Consider the following 18,578-nt stretch of genomic DNA (forward strand, 5'->3'; position numbering starts at 1 on the left):
TTAATAGCGCCCGGTGAAACGGCCAGTTGCCGCTGCATAGGTACATCCGGCGGTCCAAATTGCTGTTCCGGCAACAATGCCGGGCAAATAGCGAATTGCAGTCATAAATTGGCCGCCGCTAAGGATGCGCTTTAGGATGAGGCCGCATTTTGCGACGCCGAGCAGAGGCGAAAGCGGCCAGAACCTAACAGCTCTATGGCCGGGCATATCGGCAGTCATACGTACTTTGGCGAAATGGCGACCTTGATTCAAAAGATGCTTGGAGAAATGCGGGAAACCGTCAAGGTTGAAATGGCCAACCTGCATCTTGGGTTGGAATATTTGCCTCTTTCCGGAGCCGCGGAGCAAATGAAACAGCATTGTATCCTGACCTGCCCGAAAGTTTTCTGGGAAATAGCCTACCGTTTCAAGATCACGAGTCCGTACTGCCAAGTTACAGGATGCTCCGCCGCGTTGCTCCCCGAACGGCCTCCAGGGTGCTTGCTCGGAAAACTCGCAATGCCAAACCGACATTCCCCAGTAGCCGCCCGGTTGGGCAATGCCAATTGATCCGACAATGAATGCGTTGTCGTTTGCCGAGAGGCTGATTGCCGCCTGTTCGACCCAATCGGTAGCGGGAACAGTATCACAGTCACAAAAGGCGATCGCATCGGTCCGGACCAGCTTGGCGGCCCGATTGCGCGCTGCACCGGCAAATAACCGCTCTTCGGAATGGAGCGCGGTGACTTCCGGAAACTCTTCCTTGAGCCAGTCTGTTGGATCTTCGGAGCCGCTATGGCTTACATAGATTGCTTCAGGCTGTTGTGTACCAGCGCGAAGGCCATCAAGCACCGCGCGCAAAAAGGGCGTTGGTCCATAAGCGGGTATGACAATCGATATCGAAGGAAGATCAGGCATCGGCTTGGCCATATTGGATTTCTGGATGGCCCTGAAGACAGTTGGCCGGCTTATCCGGAGCCGGCTGTTTCCAATGACTGAGGTCCCGTTCGAGCAAGCGTTCTACCCATTCGATATCACTGCGATGCCTGTTCAAAAGTAACTGCCTTGTTTCGCGGTCAAGCGGTGCGTTTTTCGAACTGGTAGTGCTCATTTTCTTGAGATAGCCGCGTATGCGCCGCCGTGTTGCGGCGCTAAACAGCGGTTTGGTGAAGCGGCCGAGCCATGCGGGTGGATAGTATGCAAGATTAAGGATGAAACGCGATCTTACCGCTTTTGGACCGTTCTTTGCCTGAAAGTCGGTATTTTCGGCGCAAGAACTATCGATCCCGAGCCAGTCATAGATGTCACGAAGGCTTTGCATCGGGTGATCCTTCAGGTCATCTAGCAAAATTATATGAACATTCTCGCGGCCGAACGCTTCGATGTAACGTGATACGTTATGTTCAAAAGCGTAAACGCGTGAATATAAGAGATTCTCTGGAATGCCCCTCCGCCGAGGTTCCAGGGTTTGGAAGCGCGCGTTTTCTGCCGCCAGCGACTCTTCCAAAGTGAGCACCGTTTCTACGCCTGTGTAGCGCAGTTGATGATACATTGAATGCGTTGCTTCTGCCGGGTTACGCAGGGCGATGATAATCTTGGCGTCTGGCGCGGCAGCCTTGATCTCCGCAGCGGCGCTGGGGCTGTAGAAATGGTGGGTGGAGCCATCGAGCGCGTATTTTTCGCTCTTCCAACCATCATAAAACGACAGATAGTCGCGCTCTGGCAGTTCGCCCCCCATACTCAGACCCTTACGGAAAAAGATTGGTTCCTTCACTTCAGACCCAAAGATTGCTGGATGCTGGGCAAGCCAGTCATACAGCGAAGTCGTGCCGCATTTGGGCGCGCCAGCGAGAAACAGGTTTGGATATCGGCCGGTCATGCGTTGTTCCGCCCGGAGGGAGTGATGCGAGCTACAAATTGCAGGAGTGACGGATCAAAACCAAGTAGGCGCTTCACGGCAACAAGCGAAACAACGTTCCACACGATCATGCCGGTCGCTACCGCTATCGCAGCGCCCATGGAGCCTTGGCTAGGTATGAAAGCAAAACCGGTAGCGAGCGCTACAGCCAATCCGGCAATTTTGGCAACTGTTGCAATTCGTGTGTGACCGGTCATGGTCATTAAATACCCAACGGGGCCGCAACCCGTGTTGAAAATCTGCGCCGCGCCTACAATCCAAAGCAAAGGCGCCACAGAAGCAAACTCTGTACCAAACACCCTCAATATCCACGGACCGAAGCCTGCGAAAACCAACGTCGCGCCTATGGTGAGTACAGAGGTCGTGAGGGTATATGTGCGTGTCACCGATATCAGTCGCGGCAATTGATCAGACTTCCATAGTTCGGACACGCGCGGCGCGTATCGCATCGCCGCTGCTGTAGCGGGTAACGCCATAATCGGGGCTAACCGCGCAATCGGTTGATAAAGGCCAGCCTGCTCTGGCGTAGCAAAAACGGCTAACATTACAGTCGCGAACTGTGCCTGAAGAACCGCCAAGAGCGAAAGGCCAAAAAACGGTGTCGCTTTGGCCAACCATTTTGAATGTGAACTGGTGGTTCCGGGAGAGCTTGCGCCATGCTGACCAAGATATCGCTTCACCAAGATTGCTGCGGCGATCACTGCGCAAAGGCCTGCAAGTGCAAGCATAAGCAAGAATGATTGTGCCGTCAGTTCGTGTGCCGCCAGTACAGAAATACCCACTATGCCGATCGTTAGGGCCGGGCGCAGAATTTCCCCTGGCCACTGCGCTGCAGCAACATCGCCAAAGCCTTGCGTCATACCTCGAAACAATTTGAGCAGAGCTACTGCTGGAATGATCAAAGTACTAATCAAAATGACAGAGCGATAATCGCCCAAGAAATTGCTGATTGCGGCGATTATTGTCCCCAAAGCCACCGACAGAAAAATGACTGCGCCCAATGCATGCCGAGTGAAGGAAGGTAGCAAATACTGCTTGCCGCTGGACAGCCACCCTGCGATTTCGCGTGTTGCAAGAGTGCTGTAACCAAACACCGCGATGATGGCGCAAATTTGCGCGACCGAAAGAGCGACGGCGACCAACCCATAGCCTTCTGTACCCAGCAGGCGAGCGACCAGTACTGCTTGCGCGAAGGAGAGCACGAGGCCGGTGACTTGTATGAAAACACTGGTAATTGATCCGCGCGCAATCGGGCCGGAGACCAGCGCTGCTCCTTGACGTGTAAAGTTCCGGATGGCCGCGTTCATTGGCCCGCTCCGGCTAGGGATAGAATATCGCGAGCGACACGGTCCCAGGTGAAGAAAGCACGGGCCTTGCTCTGGGCTTTGTAGCAAAATGCGCGCCGTTGCTCAGTGGTTAGCTTTGCCGTCTGCGAAATCGCTGCAACCCACGCCTTTGCGTCACCTACAGCAAGCAAATAACCCGTTTCTCCATGGATGACTGCATCGCGGATTCCTCCGTGATCGGCGGCCAACACGATTCCCCCCGCTGAGGCTGCCTCAGGGGCTACTAGCCCGAAGCCTTCATATTCGCCATTGGTTGGCTCGATATTCGGCATAATGACGCATAATGCATCGCGGTAGGCTGCTCTCAGTTCATCTGGAGACAGAACGCCGAGCATGTCGACGCGCTGATCGTCCAACACGAATGCTTCGCTCGCATCCCAGCCCGTGCCCGCGATCTGCAGTCGAATACTGGCGGGCAAATTTGGCAACACTTCCCGAGCGAACCAACCACAGCCTTTGCGATTGACCAACCGGCCCGCGAACAGGATGTGACCGTTGTGTTTTCCGCTAACCTCGATTTCTGTGTGGTCTGTCCCCAGGGGAACAAGCTTTGCGGTTTTCCACCCTGTTTCGCTTGCTACCTCCGCTGTGGCCCGGGAATTGGCAACAATCGTCGCGTGGCTCAGCACGCGTGATCCGATCTTTAGATAGGCACCATAAAGCTTGGCTTTGATAGTTCCGCGCCGATGGTATGCAACGTCCGTCCCATGGGCTGCAATCATGATTTTTGGGCTGCCCTTTCTCAATATGCTGATTAACGCAAGGGGCCATATGGCCATATCGCCAAGCAAAAGAGTCTTGGGTGCAGCTGTTCGTGCAAGATAGCGCTTGAGCACTAAAAACGGGAAAAACAGCAAACTGGTGACCGATGGCGGCATACCATTGTCGCGGCCAGGCAATGCGACCAAATCAATCGGCTGTATTGCCTCGAGATGTTCGGCCAGCTTGTGTGACCATGTTTCCATCCCGCCCATCGCTGGCGCCCATTTGCGCGTGACAAACAGAAAGTCTGCTGCCCGGTCCGCCGAGGAAGTCTCGTTGTGCGATGGCGTACGAAAGGCGGGATCGTGAGCTGACATGTCAGTAATTCGTGAACAATTGGCCGGTCGGGAAGGGCGTTGCCGGTATAGGCAAAGCATCACCCCACCGTAATGTGGATGTCTTAGTATTGGGGCCGATTTCGATTGCATCCCGCCCCAGAACAACGACCGAGCCTGCGGCATGTTTAACGCCGTCAAGCGTTATGTCGCCCCCTTCTACGGTATAGCGTCCTGGAACCGCCAGAACGATGCTTCGCACTGTATCGGATGGCTCAATGTGCTTTCCAGCCACAAACACGCGGCCCCAATGCTGAATGTAGTTTCCTTGCAAGGCGGCTGCATCTTCAGGAAGCAATGCCGCTTCATCGCCGGGAACAGGCTCGAGAACCTCCAGCGCGTAACCTTGCCGAAACAGAAACGGCGTGGGCGCGCTCTTCATGGCTTCGGTGTAAACCAGTTCGCCGCGACGATGATAATTTTCTAGCGCCCAACCAGAGGCAAAATGCGGAACCGCGCGAGGAAAATCAGGACGGAAGGCTATGTCGTCGATGTACCGCACCGGCTCGGGAAAGATTTCAGAAATACCCGATTGCACGATGCGTTGGCGGTCGAGCATATCGCGCTCCTCTGCAACACTTAGTATCAGCGCATTTAGGACAATTCCCCCCAGTACAATCCTTGCGCCGTATCGTTCGACAATCGGCTGCACGCCGAGCGCCGCCACAATCGCGACAGGAGGCAGGATAAACGCATAATAATACGGATAGGCGTTGCGATAGATGATGATTGAGGCGAGCGGCAGTACAAGGCCAAGCACCAGCCAGAAAGGCATGCGGCAATTACCTGTCGTAGTTTTGATGAACGCTAAGACCACGAAGCCTGTCAATATCGGTGCGATTGCCAGTTGCGTGATAAAATGGTGGCCTTGCGGAAAGACTCCTGCGCTGAACATACGATTTGCCGATGATCTGGCCAAGCCTTTGATCGATTGAGTGATTTCTGCCGGCGCGAGCGCAAATGCCGCCATTGCCACTGCCAAGCCCAAAAGCAGCATACCTGTTACCGCTCTAATCCCGATCTTGCCCCGCCACCGCCACGCCGCCGCCGCAATCAGAGCGGGTGCATAAAGCACACTCTTGATAGTCGCGATTGCCGCAATGCCGCAAAGCGCGGCTGCCGCACCGACCCAGATAATGGAACGTGATCGGGTTATCAGAATCCACAATGCCCCGGTAAGCAGCGCTGCTGCTATCATGTCGGCGCGTAGAGCAAAGGCATGCATAAACACATTGCCGCCACCAGCAAAGGCCAAAGCCGCCAAGGCTGCCGATTGTTCATCAGCAAAACGGCGCGCGATGTCGTAAATGGCGAGGCAGGTGACCACAGCGAATGGCAGGATCAGGATCCGTGTGAGTAGGATGTGATCTATCGGTGATCCGGGCAGGGAAGGCACCAAGCTAAACAGGTAGACATGGGGCGTTTGCAACCATTGTACTGGTTCGCCGCGCAGGCTCGCGTGGATCTGGCTGAAGTGGAAAAATTCGTCCCAGTTTACGCTTTTGGCGAATAGGAGTTCGATCTGAAGTGCCACGAGCAAAGCTGCTGCAAACAGTGTTAGCTTTCCGCTCAAAGCCGTTACTGGTGGCTTTGCCAATGTATCGAATGTTGGGGCGTGACTTGCCATGCTCAGCCAGCCTCGCGGATGTCCTGCTTGGGGCCATCTGCGACAGATTCCGAAGCCTTCTGCTGCTTTATCTGATCGCGAAGTTCACGAATCTCGTACAGACTGGTTTCAATCAGCTTGCGATTGGAAGCCACAAGGTCGGCGAGTACGCCCATAGTCGCCACCAGCGCACCAAGCACCAGAAGTGCGCCGCCGATAACCAGGGATTGGATATGACCATCGCCGTCACCGGTCGCGTAGAACCATACAAACCGCATAATGGGCGCAAGTCCGATAAGCGCGATCAGAGCACCGCTGCCAACGAATACGCGCAGCGGATTATGTGTGGTGTAGGCGCGGGCAATGGTGATGCCGGTATTGGTAATAAAACGCGGGATTGATGTGAATAGCCGGGAAGGGCGCATAGTTTCATTGGTCCGGATCGGTACGCTCTTGATCGCGAAGCGCTTTCGACCCGACTGGATCAGCATATCGGTGGTGTAGCTGAAATCCGTGGTGATATTGATTTGTTGCGCAGCGGCTCTCGTGATCGCGCGAAATCCGCTGACGGCGTCGGTGATATCGGTGCGGGATAGACGCCGAACGACTGTGCTACCCAACCGTTGCAACAAGCGTTTGAACGGACCAAAATAGGCATTGTTGGCGACGCCGCGGTCACCAATGACTACGTCTGCTTCTCTCGCTACGATAGGCTCGACGATTCTAGCGATATCCTCCCCCACGTACTGGCCATCGGCATCCGTGTTGACGATGATATCCGCGCCCGCATCCAGCGCTGTGCGAATACCTGTACGAAAAGCGGCGGCCAATCCGCGATTGCGGCGATGTCGGACAATGTGATGCACACCCCACCTTTTGGCGACTTCGGACGTTCCATCATGGCTGCCATCGTCGATTACGAGAATTTCGACAATATCGACGCCTTCGATCCGGCGCGGGATCGCTGCGAGCGTGACGGGCAGATCTTCCGCCTCATTATAGCACGGTATCTGGACAATCAGTTTCGTCATCGTCTTATTCTCGAGCCCCCGCATGTACGCGGTAACCCGCGCCTGAGAATGATTTGGCAGCCAAGGCTTTAAGGAAGTGTAAACCACGTCCGGAAAGATTTTGGTCAAGTACGGAGCCCGGATCGCTATCGGGGCACGCTAAAGCGGTCGCGGAGATCAATCAGCGATTGAAACATAGGCGATACGCGCTACACGAAATACAAAGGTTTCATGTGCACAGGGCGCTCGAAATCCAACCAATTTTTAAAGCGAAGGCATCATCCAAATGTGCGGAATTATTGGCATCGTCAGCACAAAACCCGTTGCGGACCGTCTTGTCGATGGGCTGAAACGTATGGAATATCGCGGTTATGATAGCGCCGGAGTGTGCACGATCCAGAATGGTAAGCTCGTCCGCCGCCGCGCTGAGGGCAAACTGGGCAATCTTGTGACTGAGTTGAACGGCAATCCTGCTCCCGGCAATATCGGCATCGCCCACACGCGCTGGGCCACCCATGGAGCGCCAACTGCACACAATGCGCATCCGCATGCGACGGGGGAAGTCGCTCTGGTGCACAATGGCATTATCGAGAATTTCAAGCCGCTCCGCGACGCGCTACAAGCGAAGGGACGGAAGCTCGAAAGCGAGACCGATACCGAAGCGGTTGCCCATATGATTTCGGAAGAAGTCGAGAATGGTGCTAGCCCCGAAGATGCGGTGAAGACGGTGCTACCGCAATTGCGCGGCGCGTTCGCATTGGCAATCGCGTTTCGTCAAAACCCCGACATGCTGATCGGCGCTCGACTGGGGTCACCACTGGTCGTTGGTTATGGGGACGGTGAAATGTTCCTTGGCTCCGATGCGCTTGCCTTGGCGCCATTAACGCAGAAAATCGCTTATCTTGAAGAAGGCGATTGGGTTGTTATCACGCGCGACAATGCGGTAATTTATGATCAGGAAAACAATGTAGTAGAGCGCGAAGTTACCACTTCTGGCGCATCGGCCGCGGCTATCGAAAAAGGCAATTACCGCCACTACATGCAAAAAGAGATATTCGAGCAGCCAACCGTAGTCGCACAAACTCTCAGCAGCTACATTCGCCAAGCTGACGAGACCGTCGCATTGCCGCAGATTGATTTCGATTTATCAAAGATAAACCGTATCACCATCGTAGCCTGCGGCACTTCCTATTACGCAGCGATGGTCGCCAAATACTGGTTTGAGCAATTTGCCAGGGTCCCGGTAGATTTGGATTTCGCGAGCGAGTTCAGATATCGCAATCCAGTTCTGGAGGAAGGCGGCCTAGCGCTGTTTATCTCTCAGTCTGGCGAAACAGCCGATACTCTTGCTGCTCTGCGCCACTGCAAGGCAAACGGACAGACCATTGGCGTTGTTGTGAATGTGCCGACCAGTTCGATGGCGCGAGAGGCGGACTTGCTACTGCCTACCCATGCCGGACCCGAGATTGGGGTTGCGTCGACCAAAGCCTTCACATGCCAGCTTGCTGTTCTCGCGGCTTTGGCGGCGCATCTGGCCGTCAAGAAGGGCAAGATGGATCGCGCGGAAGAACAGGAGGTAGTCCACCATCTGCTTGAAGCGCCGGCTGCCCTCAATGCCGCGCTGGATCATGATGAAGATATTGCCAGCATGGCGCATCTGATCGCTCCAGCGCGCGACGTGCTGTATCTGGGCCGTGGGCCGGACTTTCCCTTAGCATTGGAGGGGGCACTGAAACTTAAGGAAATCAGCTACATCCACGCCGAGGGTTATGCTTCGGGAGAGATGAAGCACGGACCCATCGCACTGATTGATGAGGAAGTGCCCGTTATCGTACTGGCACCATCCGGCCCGCTTTTCGAAAAGACTGTTTCCAACATGCATGAAGTTCGTGCGCGGGGCGGTCAGGTCGTTTTGATTTCTGACCGCGAAGGTCTGGAGGAGGCGGGTGAAGGTTGTATCGCAACTATCGAAATGCCCAAAGTCCACCCGCTCATTGCGCCGCTAGTATATGCAGTACCGGTGCAGTTGCTGGCGTATCATGTCGCCTGCGTGAAAGGGACCGATGTCGACCAACCGCGCAACTTGGCGAAGTCGGTGACGGTAGAGTAATCGGCTGAGGTAGCGCGGATTGTGGTTGGGCTGCTTGCCAACTTTTTGTAATTAAACAATATCGCACCAACGATCCCGGCGCTGCACGGGTAAATTTCATCGGCACACTTTACCCTGCGATAACCTTTTTTGGTTACCGACAATCGCGTGAGTAAGAATCTGCAAGATCCACCGGCATTGCCGGAGCGCCTACCTGCGCTGGCCGTGCTTGGGATTAAAGCCCCGAAGCAAGACGATTGGGCGCGCCTGCGAGGCCTGCAATTTGCGAAGCTGGCGAACAGAAACAACATTCTCACAAGAATGATCGCTCACGCAATTGCAGCTTTGGTGGTCGGGTGGGTGTATTGGAACCTTGTCAGTCCCGTTCTTCTAGGCGTTTGGCTTTTCTGCCTTGTCGGTGCCATCTCTTTCATCGGGCATTGCGATCGAAAATTGGCAGGGGCTGAAAACACGCGGCTAACCCAAGAGGAATTTTACCGGCGTACGACCGCTGTTACGGTCGTCAGTCTGGTCTGGTGCGTACCGACGTCAATCTTTGCCCTATATGGCACTCTTGCAGACCTGCTGACTCTGTGGACAGCAATCTCGGCGCTGATCGTTGGATTAGTCTTGATCGTAGCTTCGGCTCCGCTCGGCACGCTGATATTTACCTCGCTCACGGGTATTTCAGCCGCTGCTACCTGTTTGTTTCTCGGCGAGTACCCGGCCGCCGCGATGATCGTGTTCTTTATTCTGGTCGTCACTACTGGCACAATAGAGTCCGCCCGGACATATATGACTGCGCGTATCGCCGAAGCGGGTATGGCTGAGAAAAGCGAAGTTGTGTCGCTGCTGCTGCGGGAATTTGAAGAAAACCAAGCCGACTGGCTCTGGCAAGTCGATACCAAGAAGCGGATACGCTCGGTATCGCCGCGTTTTGCCTTCGCACTTGGGAAGCCGCTCGAAGAGATCGAAGGGAACTCGTTTCTTCAATTGCTCGCTGGCGATTCATGGGAAAGCGGTCAGTTCTCGCCTAGCTTGCACGAACTTGCCGAAAAGCTAAAGAATCGCGAGAATTTCTCGAATTTGATGATCCAAGTAACAATCAATGGTAGAAGCTGTTGGTGGGAGCTTTCAGGAACCCCCATCATCGATGAGCGCGATGTCTATGTCGGCTTTCGCGGCGTTGGCTCCGATGTAACCGAACAACGCGAGTCCAGCGAGAAGATCGCTTACCTCGCGAGGTATGATACGCTGACAGGGCTGCCCAACCGCCTTATGCTGAACGAAGCGCTGCGCGATGCGATGCTGTATGCGAAGCAATGGAGGACGCGCTGCGCATTCCTGATGCTCGACCTCGACCGCTTCAAGGCGGTAAACGATTCACTCGGCCACCAAGTCGGTGACAAGATGTTGGCGAAGGTATCCGAGCGTTTGAAAGAGCTGATGGGCGAAAACGCTATTTGCGGACGGCTTGGCGGAGATGAGTTCGGGATCGTAATTCGCGACGCATCGGCTAAGGGCAGCGTGGATGCGCTGGCGCGGCGGATCATTGAAAGCCTTTCCCAACCTTATGATATCGACGGCAATACGCTTTATGTGGGCGCGAGCGTAGGCTCAGCTGTCGGCCCGCGCGACGGGAAGACGGTCGAGGAATTGCTGCGAAACTCGGATCTTGCTTTGTACCGTGCCAAGGATGAGGGCGGCAGCGAACATTGCCAATATGAGCCGACTTTGCACGTGCATGCGGAAGAACGCCGTAAGCTGGAGGCCTCATTGCGTCACGCGCTTGAGCGCGACGAAATGTCACTCAATTTCCAACCGGTTGTCGACGCCAATGATGAAACTGTTGTCAGCTTCGAGGCGCTAGTCCGGTGGAACAGCGAAGAGCACGGTTTTGTCGGTCCGGATAAGTTTATTCCCTTGGCCGAAGATACCCGTCTGATCATTCCGATCGGCACTTGGGTTATGGAGCAGGCCTGTATCGAAGCCTGCAACTGGCCTTCACATGTACGCGTGGCGGTCAACGTTTCGGGCGAGCAACTGATCGAACCCGATTTCGCGTCCACCGTGATCGGCGCTCTGTCCAAAAGCGGGCTGGAAGCAAACCGGCTTGAGATCGAGGTCACCGAGAGCATATTCTTGCGTGATGCGAATGTTGCCCGTGCCGCGTTGGAGCAGGTTATCGCGCTCGGTTGTACAGTGGCTTTGGATGACTTTGGCACCGGGTATTCGTCGCTCGGCTATTTGCGCAAACTGAGCTTCTCGACCATCAAAGTGGACCGCAGCTTTGTGCAAGGCGCAGTGCAGGGCAGCGCGGAAAGCCTTGCCATTATCAATGCGGTTGTCGCTATGGCCGAGAGCCTCGAAATGTCGACCACGGCTGAAGGCGTGGAAAATGCCGAAGAAGCGGAATTCATCCGTAAGCTCGGCTGTAAGAAGATTCAGGGCTATTACTTCGGGCGGCCGATGCCGGCCCATGACGCGCGTCAGATATTTGTCCGCGAAGGCTTACGCCGTGCGTAATGGGTCGCGGCGCTTAGGCCCGAACGAGACCTTTCACTGCATTTTCGAACAGCGCGCGACCATCGCTGCCACCATGGGATTCTTCGATGGCGCGCTCGGGATGGGGCATCATTCCGAGTACATTACCAGCTTCATTCAGAATGCCAGCAATGTCACGGCGTGATCCGTTGACTACATCGCGATAGCGGAATGCCACGCGACCATCGCCTTCAATCCGGTCAAGCGTTTCCTCGTCTGCAAAGAAATTGCCGTCGTGATGAGCGACCGGAATGTGAATTGTCTCACCCGCTTCATAGCCTGCGGTAAACAGCGATTGATTATTCTCGACCTTGAGCGGGACATCACGGCAAACGAAGTTCTGGCTGGCATTGCGCATCAGCGCGCCAGGCAGAAGGCCGCTTTCGGTCAGAACCTGAAAGCCGTTGCACACGCCCAGAACCGGCACGCCTTTGTCAGCGGCATTGATCACCGCCTTCATGATCGGGCTGCGCGCCGCCATCGCGCCTGAGCGAAGATAATCGCCATAGGAAAAGCCACCGGGCAGTGCGATGAAGTCGAGCCTGTCAGGTAGGTCAGGGTCGCCATGCCATACACGGACAGGCGCTGTGCCCGATACCTGCTCCAGCGCCACCGCCATATCGCGGTCGCAGTTGGAGCCGGGAAACGTGATGACTGCGGAACGGAAGCCCATCACGCTGTTTCCAGTTTTTCAATCCGGTAGTTCTCGATCACCATATTGGCCAGCAACTTGCGGCACATCTGGTCTAAATCGTCATCCGACGTATCATCGGCAACGTCCAGTTCGATCAGTTTGCCCGCGCGCACGTCGTTTACACCGGAAAAGCCAAGCGCTTCAAGTTCATGATGGATCGCACGGCCCTGCGGGTCGAGCACTCCGGATTTCAGCGAAACGTGGATATGGACTTTCATGGCGGTGCCCTTTGCTTGGGATGGCGCTGCGTTGACTATCCGCGCAGCCTATGCCGCGCAGCCGCGGTCGGGGCAAGACATGAGGCGCGAATAGCTGTCGGAAAATCGGCTCATTCGCTATTCGGGGCCGGTTCCTGCGGGACTACACGGAACTCGATAGCATCATCCGGCTGCAGATATTGTGCGGCAAGAGCCTGCAATTGGTCGCCGGTCATGGATGAATAGCGCTCTTTAGCGGTCTGGAACCGCTTGATGTCATCGGGATCGCTCTGCGCGCGGTCGACCAGACTCATCCATCCGCTATTGCTCTTTAGCCGGTTTTCGAGAGCTTCGAGAACCGGCTGCCGGGCGCGCTGCATGAGATCTTCATCAGGAGTGTTTGCAATCAGATCCTCGATCACTTCCATCAGCGCCGCTTTGGTCGCATCCAACTGAGTCACATCGACCGATGCGCCCATCGAGAATGTGCCGTAAGCGACATAAGTGTCAGACTGGCTACTGCTGACGCTCGGCGAGTATGTCTGCCCCAGTTCTTCGCGCAGTTTCTCGGTTAGTTTCAGACGCGCCACACGCGCCAACAGGCTGAGTTGCGACGTCAATTCCCAGTCAGAGTCGTCGGTGGTTGGCCAGATCAGTCTGATCATCGCCTGATCGGCCTCACCGCCATGCGTGATCGTGTAAAGCCCGCGCTGGCTCGTAAAGGGACGCATACGGCGCTTATCATCATACGGCCTGAACGCATCTTCTCGAGTTGGAAGAGCGCCGAAGGTCTTGCTGACCAGATTGACGGCTTCTTGCTCATCGATATCGCCAACGATTGCGATTTCGATGGCGCCGGTGGCCAATCTGTCGCTGATTGTTTCCGACAATTTGTCGTAGTCAAGCGCGCGATAGCTCTCGACTGGCTGGCGAGTAAATCGCGGATCACTATCGGACAGGATCGCACGAGAGCCTTCTGAATATGCCGAGCCCGGCGTTTTGCCGAGGCGCGCGAAGAAATCATCCAGGCTCTTTTTCCATGGGCCCAAGCCTTCAGTGCGGTAGCCGGGATCAGTCACGAAAGCCGCCAGAAGCTGCATCTGCAATTCGAAATCGCGGGGCGTGGTGCGCGCGCGGCTGACAAATGTGTCGCTGCCCAAACCAAAGCTACCAGACACCGAGCGGCCTGCCAGGATCGACTGCAGTTCATCAGTACTGTGCTTGCCGAGGCCTCCACTACTGAGCAGACCGGCAAGCTCGACTGCAAGCGGATCGTCGCGAGTCCGTAGCATCCGACCGCCATCGAGATAGAGACTGATGTTGACCGCATTGTCTTGCAAATCGGTTTGCTTGAGATTGAGCATCACTCCGTTGGCGAAGCGAAGGGTGCGAATGCCAAGATCGTCCGATGTCGTGTCGGACACGACGGCTCCGGGCGTGCCAAACTCGGTGTAGGCAAATTCGACACTGTCTTTGAATTCAGGCGCAGCAAGTTCGCGGGCATAGGCTGCTTCGACCGCCGAACGCAGCGCTGCGGCACCACCCTCGGGCGCGGTTTTGCCGCTGAAACGGATCAGCGGGTCGCCAAGTTCGTTATATTCTGCGCGCATTAGCTTGAGCACTGCCTCGGGCGTAATTTTGTCGGCGAATGCATTGAATCGTTCTAGCGTTGCAGAGGGGCCGGAGACCACACGATCGCCGCGCGCCATAGCAAAGGCACTGTTTACGAAGAGGCCGTTGCTGCGCGTGCCAGCATTTGCTGCGCTGTCTTCATAACCGGTACGCATATTGGTGACCTGTTCAGCGACTTCCGCTTCACTGAAACCAAATTGCAGAGCGCGGCGGAATTCGTCGATTGCTGTGTCCAGACCGCGTTTCCAGCCGCCTTCTTCGGTGCTCACCGAAAGCTGGATAGTTTCAGCCTCGTCAAAGAACTCATTTGCACCAAAGCTCACACTGCGGAATGGTGGATCTTCACTGCGATTGAGCCGCTGGAAACGGCGTGACAAGGCGCCTCGACCCACGCGCAACAGCATGGCTTTTTGGCGGTTTTCGAGAGTATCAGGCTCATCCACGAACGGGACATGGCGGAAAATCGAGATGGACTCGGTCAGTGCAGGATCAAGATAGATGTCGGTTTCGCCCGTCCGCGTAGTATCCACCGGACCGGGGCCGATTTGTTCCGGAATTGGTACAGCTTTCCAATCTTCAAAGCGTTCGCGAATCTTCCCTTCCACCATGGATGGCTCGAAGTCGCCCACGACAACCAGAACCGTATTGGCTGGCACATATTCGCGCTCCCAAAATGCGCGCAAACCTTTTGCGTCAGCAGCCTCAAGCGTTTCCAAAGTGCCGATGGGAAGCCTTTGCGAAAGATGCGATCCGGGAAAGCCGAACTCCAAACTGTCGACGACATTCTTCAGGCTGTAATTGTTGCGCACCCGGCGTTCCGACAGAATAACACCGCGCTCTCGTTCTACTGCTTCCTCGGCAATGGTCAGTTCGCTCGCGGTTTCGCGCATCAGCATCAGCGCCGTATCGAGCAGGTCAGGATCGGCTTTGGGCAGATTGAGCTTGTACTGCGTCCGTTCGAAACCGGTGCTCGCATTGGTATCCGCGCCGAACGCCAAACCTTTGCGTTCGAGCAGCTTGACCATTTCCCCTTCAGGTACATTGGTCGATCCGTTGAACGCCATATGTTCGACGTAATGGGCGAAGCCGCGCTCCTCTTCGCGCTCGTTGATTGAGCCCGTGTCCACTTCCATGCGGACCAATGCTGTATTCTCCGGCCGGTCATTGCGCCGGATGATGTAGCGCATGCCATTTTCGAGCTTGCCGAACTGCCAGCCATCTTCCGGAACGAATTCACTGTCCTCCAAGTCCCAAACCGTCGGGTCCCAATCGGACTTGGCTTCGGCAAAAATCAGTTTGACCGGATCGGCGGCGGCTTTCTCTTGTACATCATCGGCTTGCTTCGGCGCGGCCATGTCTTGGGCACCAAGCGGAGCAGCGATAGCAGAGGTCAGAAGAAGCGAAAGCGCGGCACGCGCGGAGAAGCGGGAGATCATTCCCGCTTCATGCCGCAGCGTGGCTGAACCCGCAACAACGCGATTACTCAGCTGTCTGGGCGGCCTTGTCGCTGAGTACGCGCACATCGAGTCGACGTTCGGGAGTGATGTACTGCTTGGCAAGCGCCTGCAATTCATCAGCGGTTACCTCCGCCAGAATAGCGCCGCGCTGGCGTGCGCGATCGAGCCGCTCCGCTTTGCGCTGGGCACTTGCGGTTACACCAAGCCAGAAGCCATTGCCACGCTTGGCTGCTTCGTGCTGCTCGATCAACGGTTGCCGCGCCCGGGTCAGAAGATCGGCATCAATCCCGTTGTCACGAATATCGCCCATAATTGCCGGGATCGCAGCGATACTACGGTCGATATCGTCTGGAGCTACAACTGCGGAAACCGACAGTGTACCGTAATCTTCGAACGTATCCGACATGTCCGAGCTAACGCTTGGCGTATAGGTCGTGCCCAATTCCTCGCGCAGCACTTCAAGCGCCTTGATCGCCACAACCTCTTTCAGCAGATCCATCGCGACTTCTGTGCGGTGATCGCCATCATCTGCAGTGCGCCATACGGCTGCGGCTAACGCCTGATCGGCTGGTCCCGTATGATAGAGCGTTAGTGGTTCAAGCGTGTCTTTCACTTTCACTTCGCGTTCTTCACTATGCGGTACGAATTCCAGCTTCCTCGCCGGAAGAGCGCCGAATGTATTCGCAATGGCAGCTATTGCCGCATCTTCGTCAACATCGCCAACGATAGCGATTTCTACGGCCGCGTCGCTGGCGTTGGTGTGAAATGCCTCGCGGAAGGCTTCTTGCGACACGCCGCCGAGCACTTCCTTGGATGGAAGAGTAAAGCGCGGATCATCCTGTGTGATGGCACCAACGCCCTTCAATTGGAATACGAGTGCCGGATTAGACAGCAATTGGTTATAAATCACATCCAGTACCGCATTCCACTGTGCCTGCGCTTCGCCGCGGAAGCCATTGTCAGTGAGATAGGCCGCACTGACTTTCATTTGCAGGTCCAGAAATTCAGCATTGGTGGCACCCGAAACAACAAAACTGTCTTCCGCAGACGTCAGCCCAATAACGGCCGATTTTCCGGCGAGTATGTCATTAAATTCCTGTGCAGAATGTTGAACTGTTCCCATGGTTGCACCCGCCACCTGGAAGAATACGATATTGCCAAAATCGCTTCCCGGCAGCGCGAATACACCCCCATCCATGGCGATGTTGAAGCGAATCCGGCCCGGTTCGAAATCGGTTCTCTTGATATTCAATCTGACATTGTTGTCGAAAGTAATGGTTCGGATGCCAAGGTCTTCGATCATCGTGTCCGAAACGACTTTACCGGGGGCATCGCCGAAGCTGTCATAGGCAAACTCGGCCACGGCCACATCCTGCGGCGGAGCGACAGCCATTTGCACGCTCGCTTTGAACGCATCGGCGATGGCCTGCTCGCCACCTTCGAGTTCTTTGGTTGCGACGTGAATCAGCGGTTTCGAACCATTCCACAATGCACGAAATGCTTCATTCACTCGATCCAGAGTGATCTGGTTTTTGTAGCTTTGCCACAGCGAATATCGCCACGCCGGGTGAGTGTTAAGATCATTGTCAGCGGCATTGCTGACGATCGCTTCGGCCAGTGAACGTGTGGCACGCGCTTCGGCCTGATCTACGCTTTGACGGTAAGTCGTGTCAAAATTAGCGATGCTCCGTTCGAGTTCGGCTTGTGTGAAGCCATGCTCGATTGCGCGGCGGACTTCCTGTTCCGCAACGGTCAGTCCGCGCTCCCATTCGCCGTCCTTCGTAGTGATCGCAACCAATGCATAGTCGGAAGCCCATTTGAACTCGCCATCGAGCGCCTGACCGCCGAGCAAAACTGAGTCAGGTTGCTGGGCGATGCGTTGGATTCGCGAGCTCAGCATGCCCATGGCAATTTCTTCCAGCTGGCTTTTAAAACGCTGGGCTATTGTATCCATCGGGTCGTCATAGGGCCGGTGGACGGCAATCTGAACGGTGCTCGCCACAGCCGGATCGACGAATGCTCCGAACGACATGGGCCGCTCCAAATCGACTTTTCCAACGTCAGGCTTCTCACCTGCGGATCCGGTTGGTTGCCAGTCGCCAAATCGACCTTTGATCTTTGCTTCGATGGCGTCGATATCCATGTCGCCGACAACCACCAACGTTGTATTCTCGGGCCTATAATATCGGTGATAAAGTTCTTTGAGCCGGTCTGCCGGGGCCGTGTTCAAGACCTCCTCTACCCCGATCGGTAGTCGGTCCGCATAGAGTGCATCGGGCATCAGGAAGTCAATTTGGTGGATCGCATTGCGCAGGCCAACGGTATCGCGTGTTCGGCGTTCGCTGGTGATCACGCCGCGTTCACGATCTACCGCTTCCGGCGCAAATGTCAGCTCGCTGGCTGTCTCACGCAGCAGGAACAGCGCGCTATCGATCCGCTCCTCATTCGCAGTTGAAATGTCCAACTGGTAAATCGTCTTGTCGAAATCGGTCAGAGCGTTTGTGTCAGGACCGAATGCAAACCCAAGTCGCTCCAGCATTGGTAGCATCTCACCTTCCGGCACATTGGTGCTGCCATTGAACGCCATATGCTCGATAAAGTGGGCCAGCCCGCGCTCGTTCTCTGCTTCATAGAGCGAGCCGAAATCGACATGGAGGCGCATGGAAACCGCGCCGTCGGGAGTACTGTTCGGGCGGATGGCATAGCGCATGCCGTTACCCAGCCTGCCGTAACGGATTGCTGGATCGGGCTGGACGTCTGTCGGTTCCAATCCCCAAGCCTCCACCGGCCCAGGATTTACAATCTCTTCTTTCGTTTCGACTACTGCGTCATCAGCCTGTGCTGATGCCGGAATGCTTACCGTAAGTGCTGCCAAAGCGAGCGCGGACGAACCTGCGCGAAGAATGCGAACCAAACCCAAATTTTTCATGTGCAATCCCGTCATGTGAGAACGAGGCCCAAGTTACGCCGTAAATTGCTGCTAAACAACCGAAATAATGCGCGTAATTT

Annotated in this window: 12 protein-coding genes; 2 read left to right on the plus strand and 10 right to left on the minus strand. The window is 55.5% G+C overall.

Annotation, left to right across the window (positions count from 1 at the left end):
- Genes GRI35_RS06940 through GRI35_RS06965 form a run of 6 tightly spaced genes read right to left on the minus strand, consistent with a single transcriptional unit; the run spans nucleotide 1 to nucleotide 6,977 of the window.
- A complete protein-coding gene (locus GRI35_RS06940) occupies nucleotides 1-897 on the minus strand; it encodes a glycosyltransferase family 2 protein (RefSeq protein WP_160613489.1) in 897 nt (298 codons plus the stop codon).
- Entirely contained in the window at nucleotides 890-1,858 is a 969-nt protein-coding gene (locus tag GRI35_RS06945; RefSeq protein WP_160613490.1) for a sulfotransferase family protein, read from the minus strand. Before GRI35_RS06945 ends, GRI35_RS06940 begins: the two co-directional genes overlap by 8 nt.
- A complete protein-coding gene (locus GRI35_RS06950) occupies nucleotides 1,855-3,204 on the minus strand; it encodes an oligosaccharide flippase family protein (protein WP_160613491.1) in 1,350 nt (449 codons plus the stop codon). Before GRI35_RS06950 ends, GRI35_RS06945 begins: the two co-directional genes overlap by 4 nt.
- Entirely contained in the window at nucleotides 3,201-4,322 is a 1,122-nt protein-coding gene (locus GRI35_RS06955) for a glycosyltransferase family 4 protein (protein WP_160613492.1), read from the minus strand. The genes GRI35_RS06950 and GRI35_RS06955 overlap by 4 nt, the downstream gene beginning before the upstream one ends.
- Before the next feature lies 1 nt (nucleotide 4,323).
- Nucleotides 4,324-5,967 (minus strand): hypothetical protein, encoded by a 1,644-nt coding sequence (locus tag GRI35_RS06960; protein WP_160613493.1) that lies wholly within the window; start codon nucleotides 5,965-5,967, stop codon nucleotides 4,324-4,326.
- Between the two features lie 2 nt (nucleotides 5,968-5,969).
- Complete coding sequence (locus GRI35_RS06965; RefSeq protein WP_160613494.1) at nucleotides 5,970-6,977, minus strand: glycosyltransferase family 2 protein; 1,008 nt, start codon at nucleotides 6,975-6,977, stop codon at nucleotides 5,970-5,972.
- Between the two features lie 265 nt (nucleotides 6,978-7,242).
- On the opposite strand from GRI35_RS06965, the gene glmS reads away from it, so the two are divergent.
- Together glmS and GRI35_RS06975 are read left to right on the plus strand one after the other, a co-directional pair.
- Nucleotides 7,243-9,066, plus strand: a complete 1,824-nt coding sequence (gene glmS / locus GRI35_RS06970) for a glutamine--fructose-6-phosphate transaminase (isomerizing) (RefSeq protein ID WP_160613495.1) — start codon at nucleotides 7,243-7,245, stop codon at nucleotides 9,064-9,066.
- 300 nt (nucleotides 9,067-9,366) lie between these two features.
- Nucleotides 9,367-11,571 carry a putative bifunctional diguanylate cyclase/phosphodiesterase gene (locus GRI35_RS06975; protein ID WP_235900155.1) on the plus strand — a complete coding sequence of 735 codons (2,205 nt, stop codon included), beginning with the start codon at nucleotides 9,367-9,369 and terminating at the stop codon, nucleotides 11,569-11,571.
- A 13-nt stretch (nucleotides 11,572-11,584) separates the two neighbouring features.
- On the opposite strand, the gene purQ is transcribed toward GRI35_RS06975, so the two are convergent.
- The 4 genes from purQ to GRI35_RS06995 form a co-directional block, all read right to left on the minus strand.
- Entirely contained in the window at nucleotides 11,585-12,262 is a 678-nt protein-coding gene (gene purQ / locus GRI35_RS06980; protein WP_160613496.1) for a phosphoribosylformylglycinamidine synthase subunit PurQ, read from the minus strand.
- A complete protein-coding gene (purS, locus tag GRI35_RS06985; RefSeq protein ID WP_160613497.1) occupies nucleotides 12,262-12,501 on the minus strand; it encodes a phosphoribosylformylglycinamidine synthase subunit PurS in 240 nt (79 codons plus the stop codon). Before purS ends, purQ begins: the two co-directional genes overlap by 1 nt.
- A gap of 110 nt (nucleotides 12,502-12,611) precedes the next feature.
- Nucleotides 12,612-15,548 (minus strand): M16 family metallopeptidase, encoded by a 2,937-nt coding sequence (locus GRI35_RS06990; protein WP_160613498.1) that lies wholly within the window; start codon nucleotides 15,546-15,548, stop codon nucleotides 12,612-12,614.
- A gap of 43 nt (nucleotides 15,549-15,591) precedes the next feature.
- Nucleotides 15,592-18,498: a M16 family metallopeptidase gene (locus GRI35_RS06995; protein ID WP_160613499.1), complete on the minus strand. Its 2,907-nt coding sequence runs from the start codon at nucleotides 18,496-18,498 to the stop codon at nucleotides 15,592-15,594.
- Nucleotides 18,499-18,578: the final 80 nt, after the last annotated feature.

Source organism: Pontixanthobacter aestiaquae (assembly GCF_009827455.1).
GTDB lineage: Bacteria > Pseudomonadota > Alphaproteobacteria > Sphingomonadales > Sphingomonadaceae > Pontixanthobacter > Pontixanthobacter aestiaquae.

Bases quoted from the DNA above. Each gene is read 5' to 3' on its own strand.
- glmS (WP_160613495.1), top strand. From the start codon at position 7,243: ATGTGCGGAATTATTGGCATCGTCAGCACAAAACCCGTTGCGGACCGT.
- GRI35_RS06960 (WP_160613493.1), bottom strand. From the start codon at position 5,967: ATGGCAAGTCACGCCCCAACATTCGATACATTGGCAAAGCCACCAGTA.
- GRI35_RS06995 (WP_160613499.1), bottom strand. From the start codon at position 18,498: ATGAAAAATTTGGGTTTGGTTCGCATTCTTCGCGCAGGTTCGTCCGCG.
- GRI35_RS06945 (WP_160613490.1), bottom strand. From the start codon at position 1,858: ATGACCGGCCGATATCCAAACCTGTTTCTCGCTGGCGCGCCCAAATGC.
- GRI35_RS06955 (WP_160613492.1), bottom strand. From the start codon at position 4,322: ATGTCAGCTCACGATCCCGCCTTTCGTACGCCATCGCACAACGAGACT.
- GRI35_RS06975 (WP_235900155.1), top strand. From the start codon at position 9,367: ATGATCGCTCACGCAATTGCAGCTTTGGTGGTCGGGTGGGTGTATTGG.
- GRI35_RS06990 (WP_160613498.1), bottom strand. From the start codon at position 15,548: ATGATCTCCCGCTTCTCCGCGCGTGCCGCGCTTTCGCTTCTTCTGACC.
- GRI35_RS06940 (WP_160613489.1), bottom strand. From the start codon at position 897: ATGCCTGATCTTCCTTCGATATCGATTGTCATACCCGCTTATGGACCA.
- purQ (WP_160613496.1), bottom strand. From the start codon at position 12,262: ATGGGCTTCCGTTCCGCAGTCATCACGTTTCCCGGCTCCAACTGCGAC.
- GRI35_RS06950 (WP_160613491.1), bottom strand. From the start codon at position 3,204: ATGAACGCGGCCATCCGGAACTTTACACGTCAAGGAGCAGCGCTGGTC.
- GRI35_RS06965 (WP_160613494.1), bottom strand. From the start codon at position 6,977: ATGACGAAACTGATTGTCCAGATACCGTGCTATAATGAGGCGGAAGAT.
- purS (WP_160613497.1), bottom strand. From the start codon at position 12,501: ATGAAAGTCCATATCCACGTTTCGCTGAAATCCGGAGTGCTCGACCCG.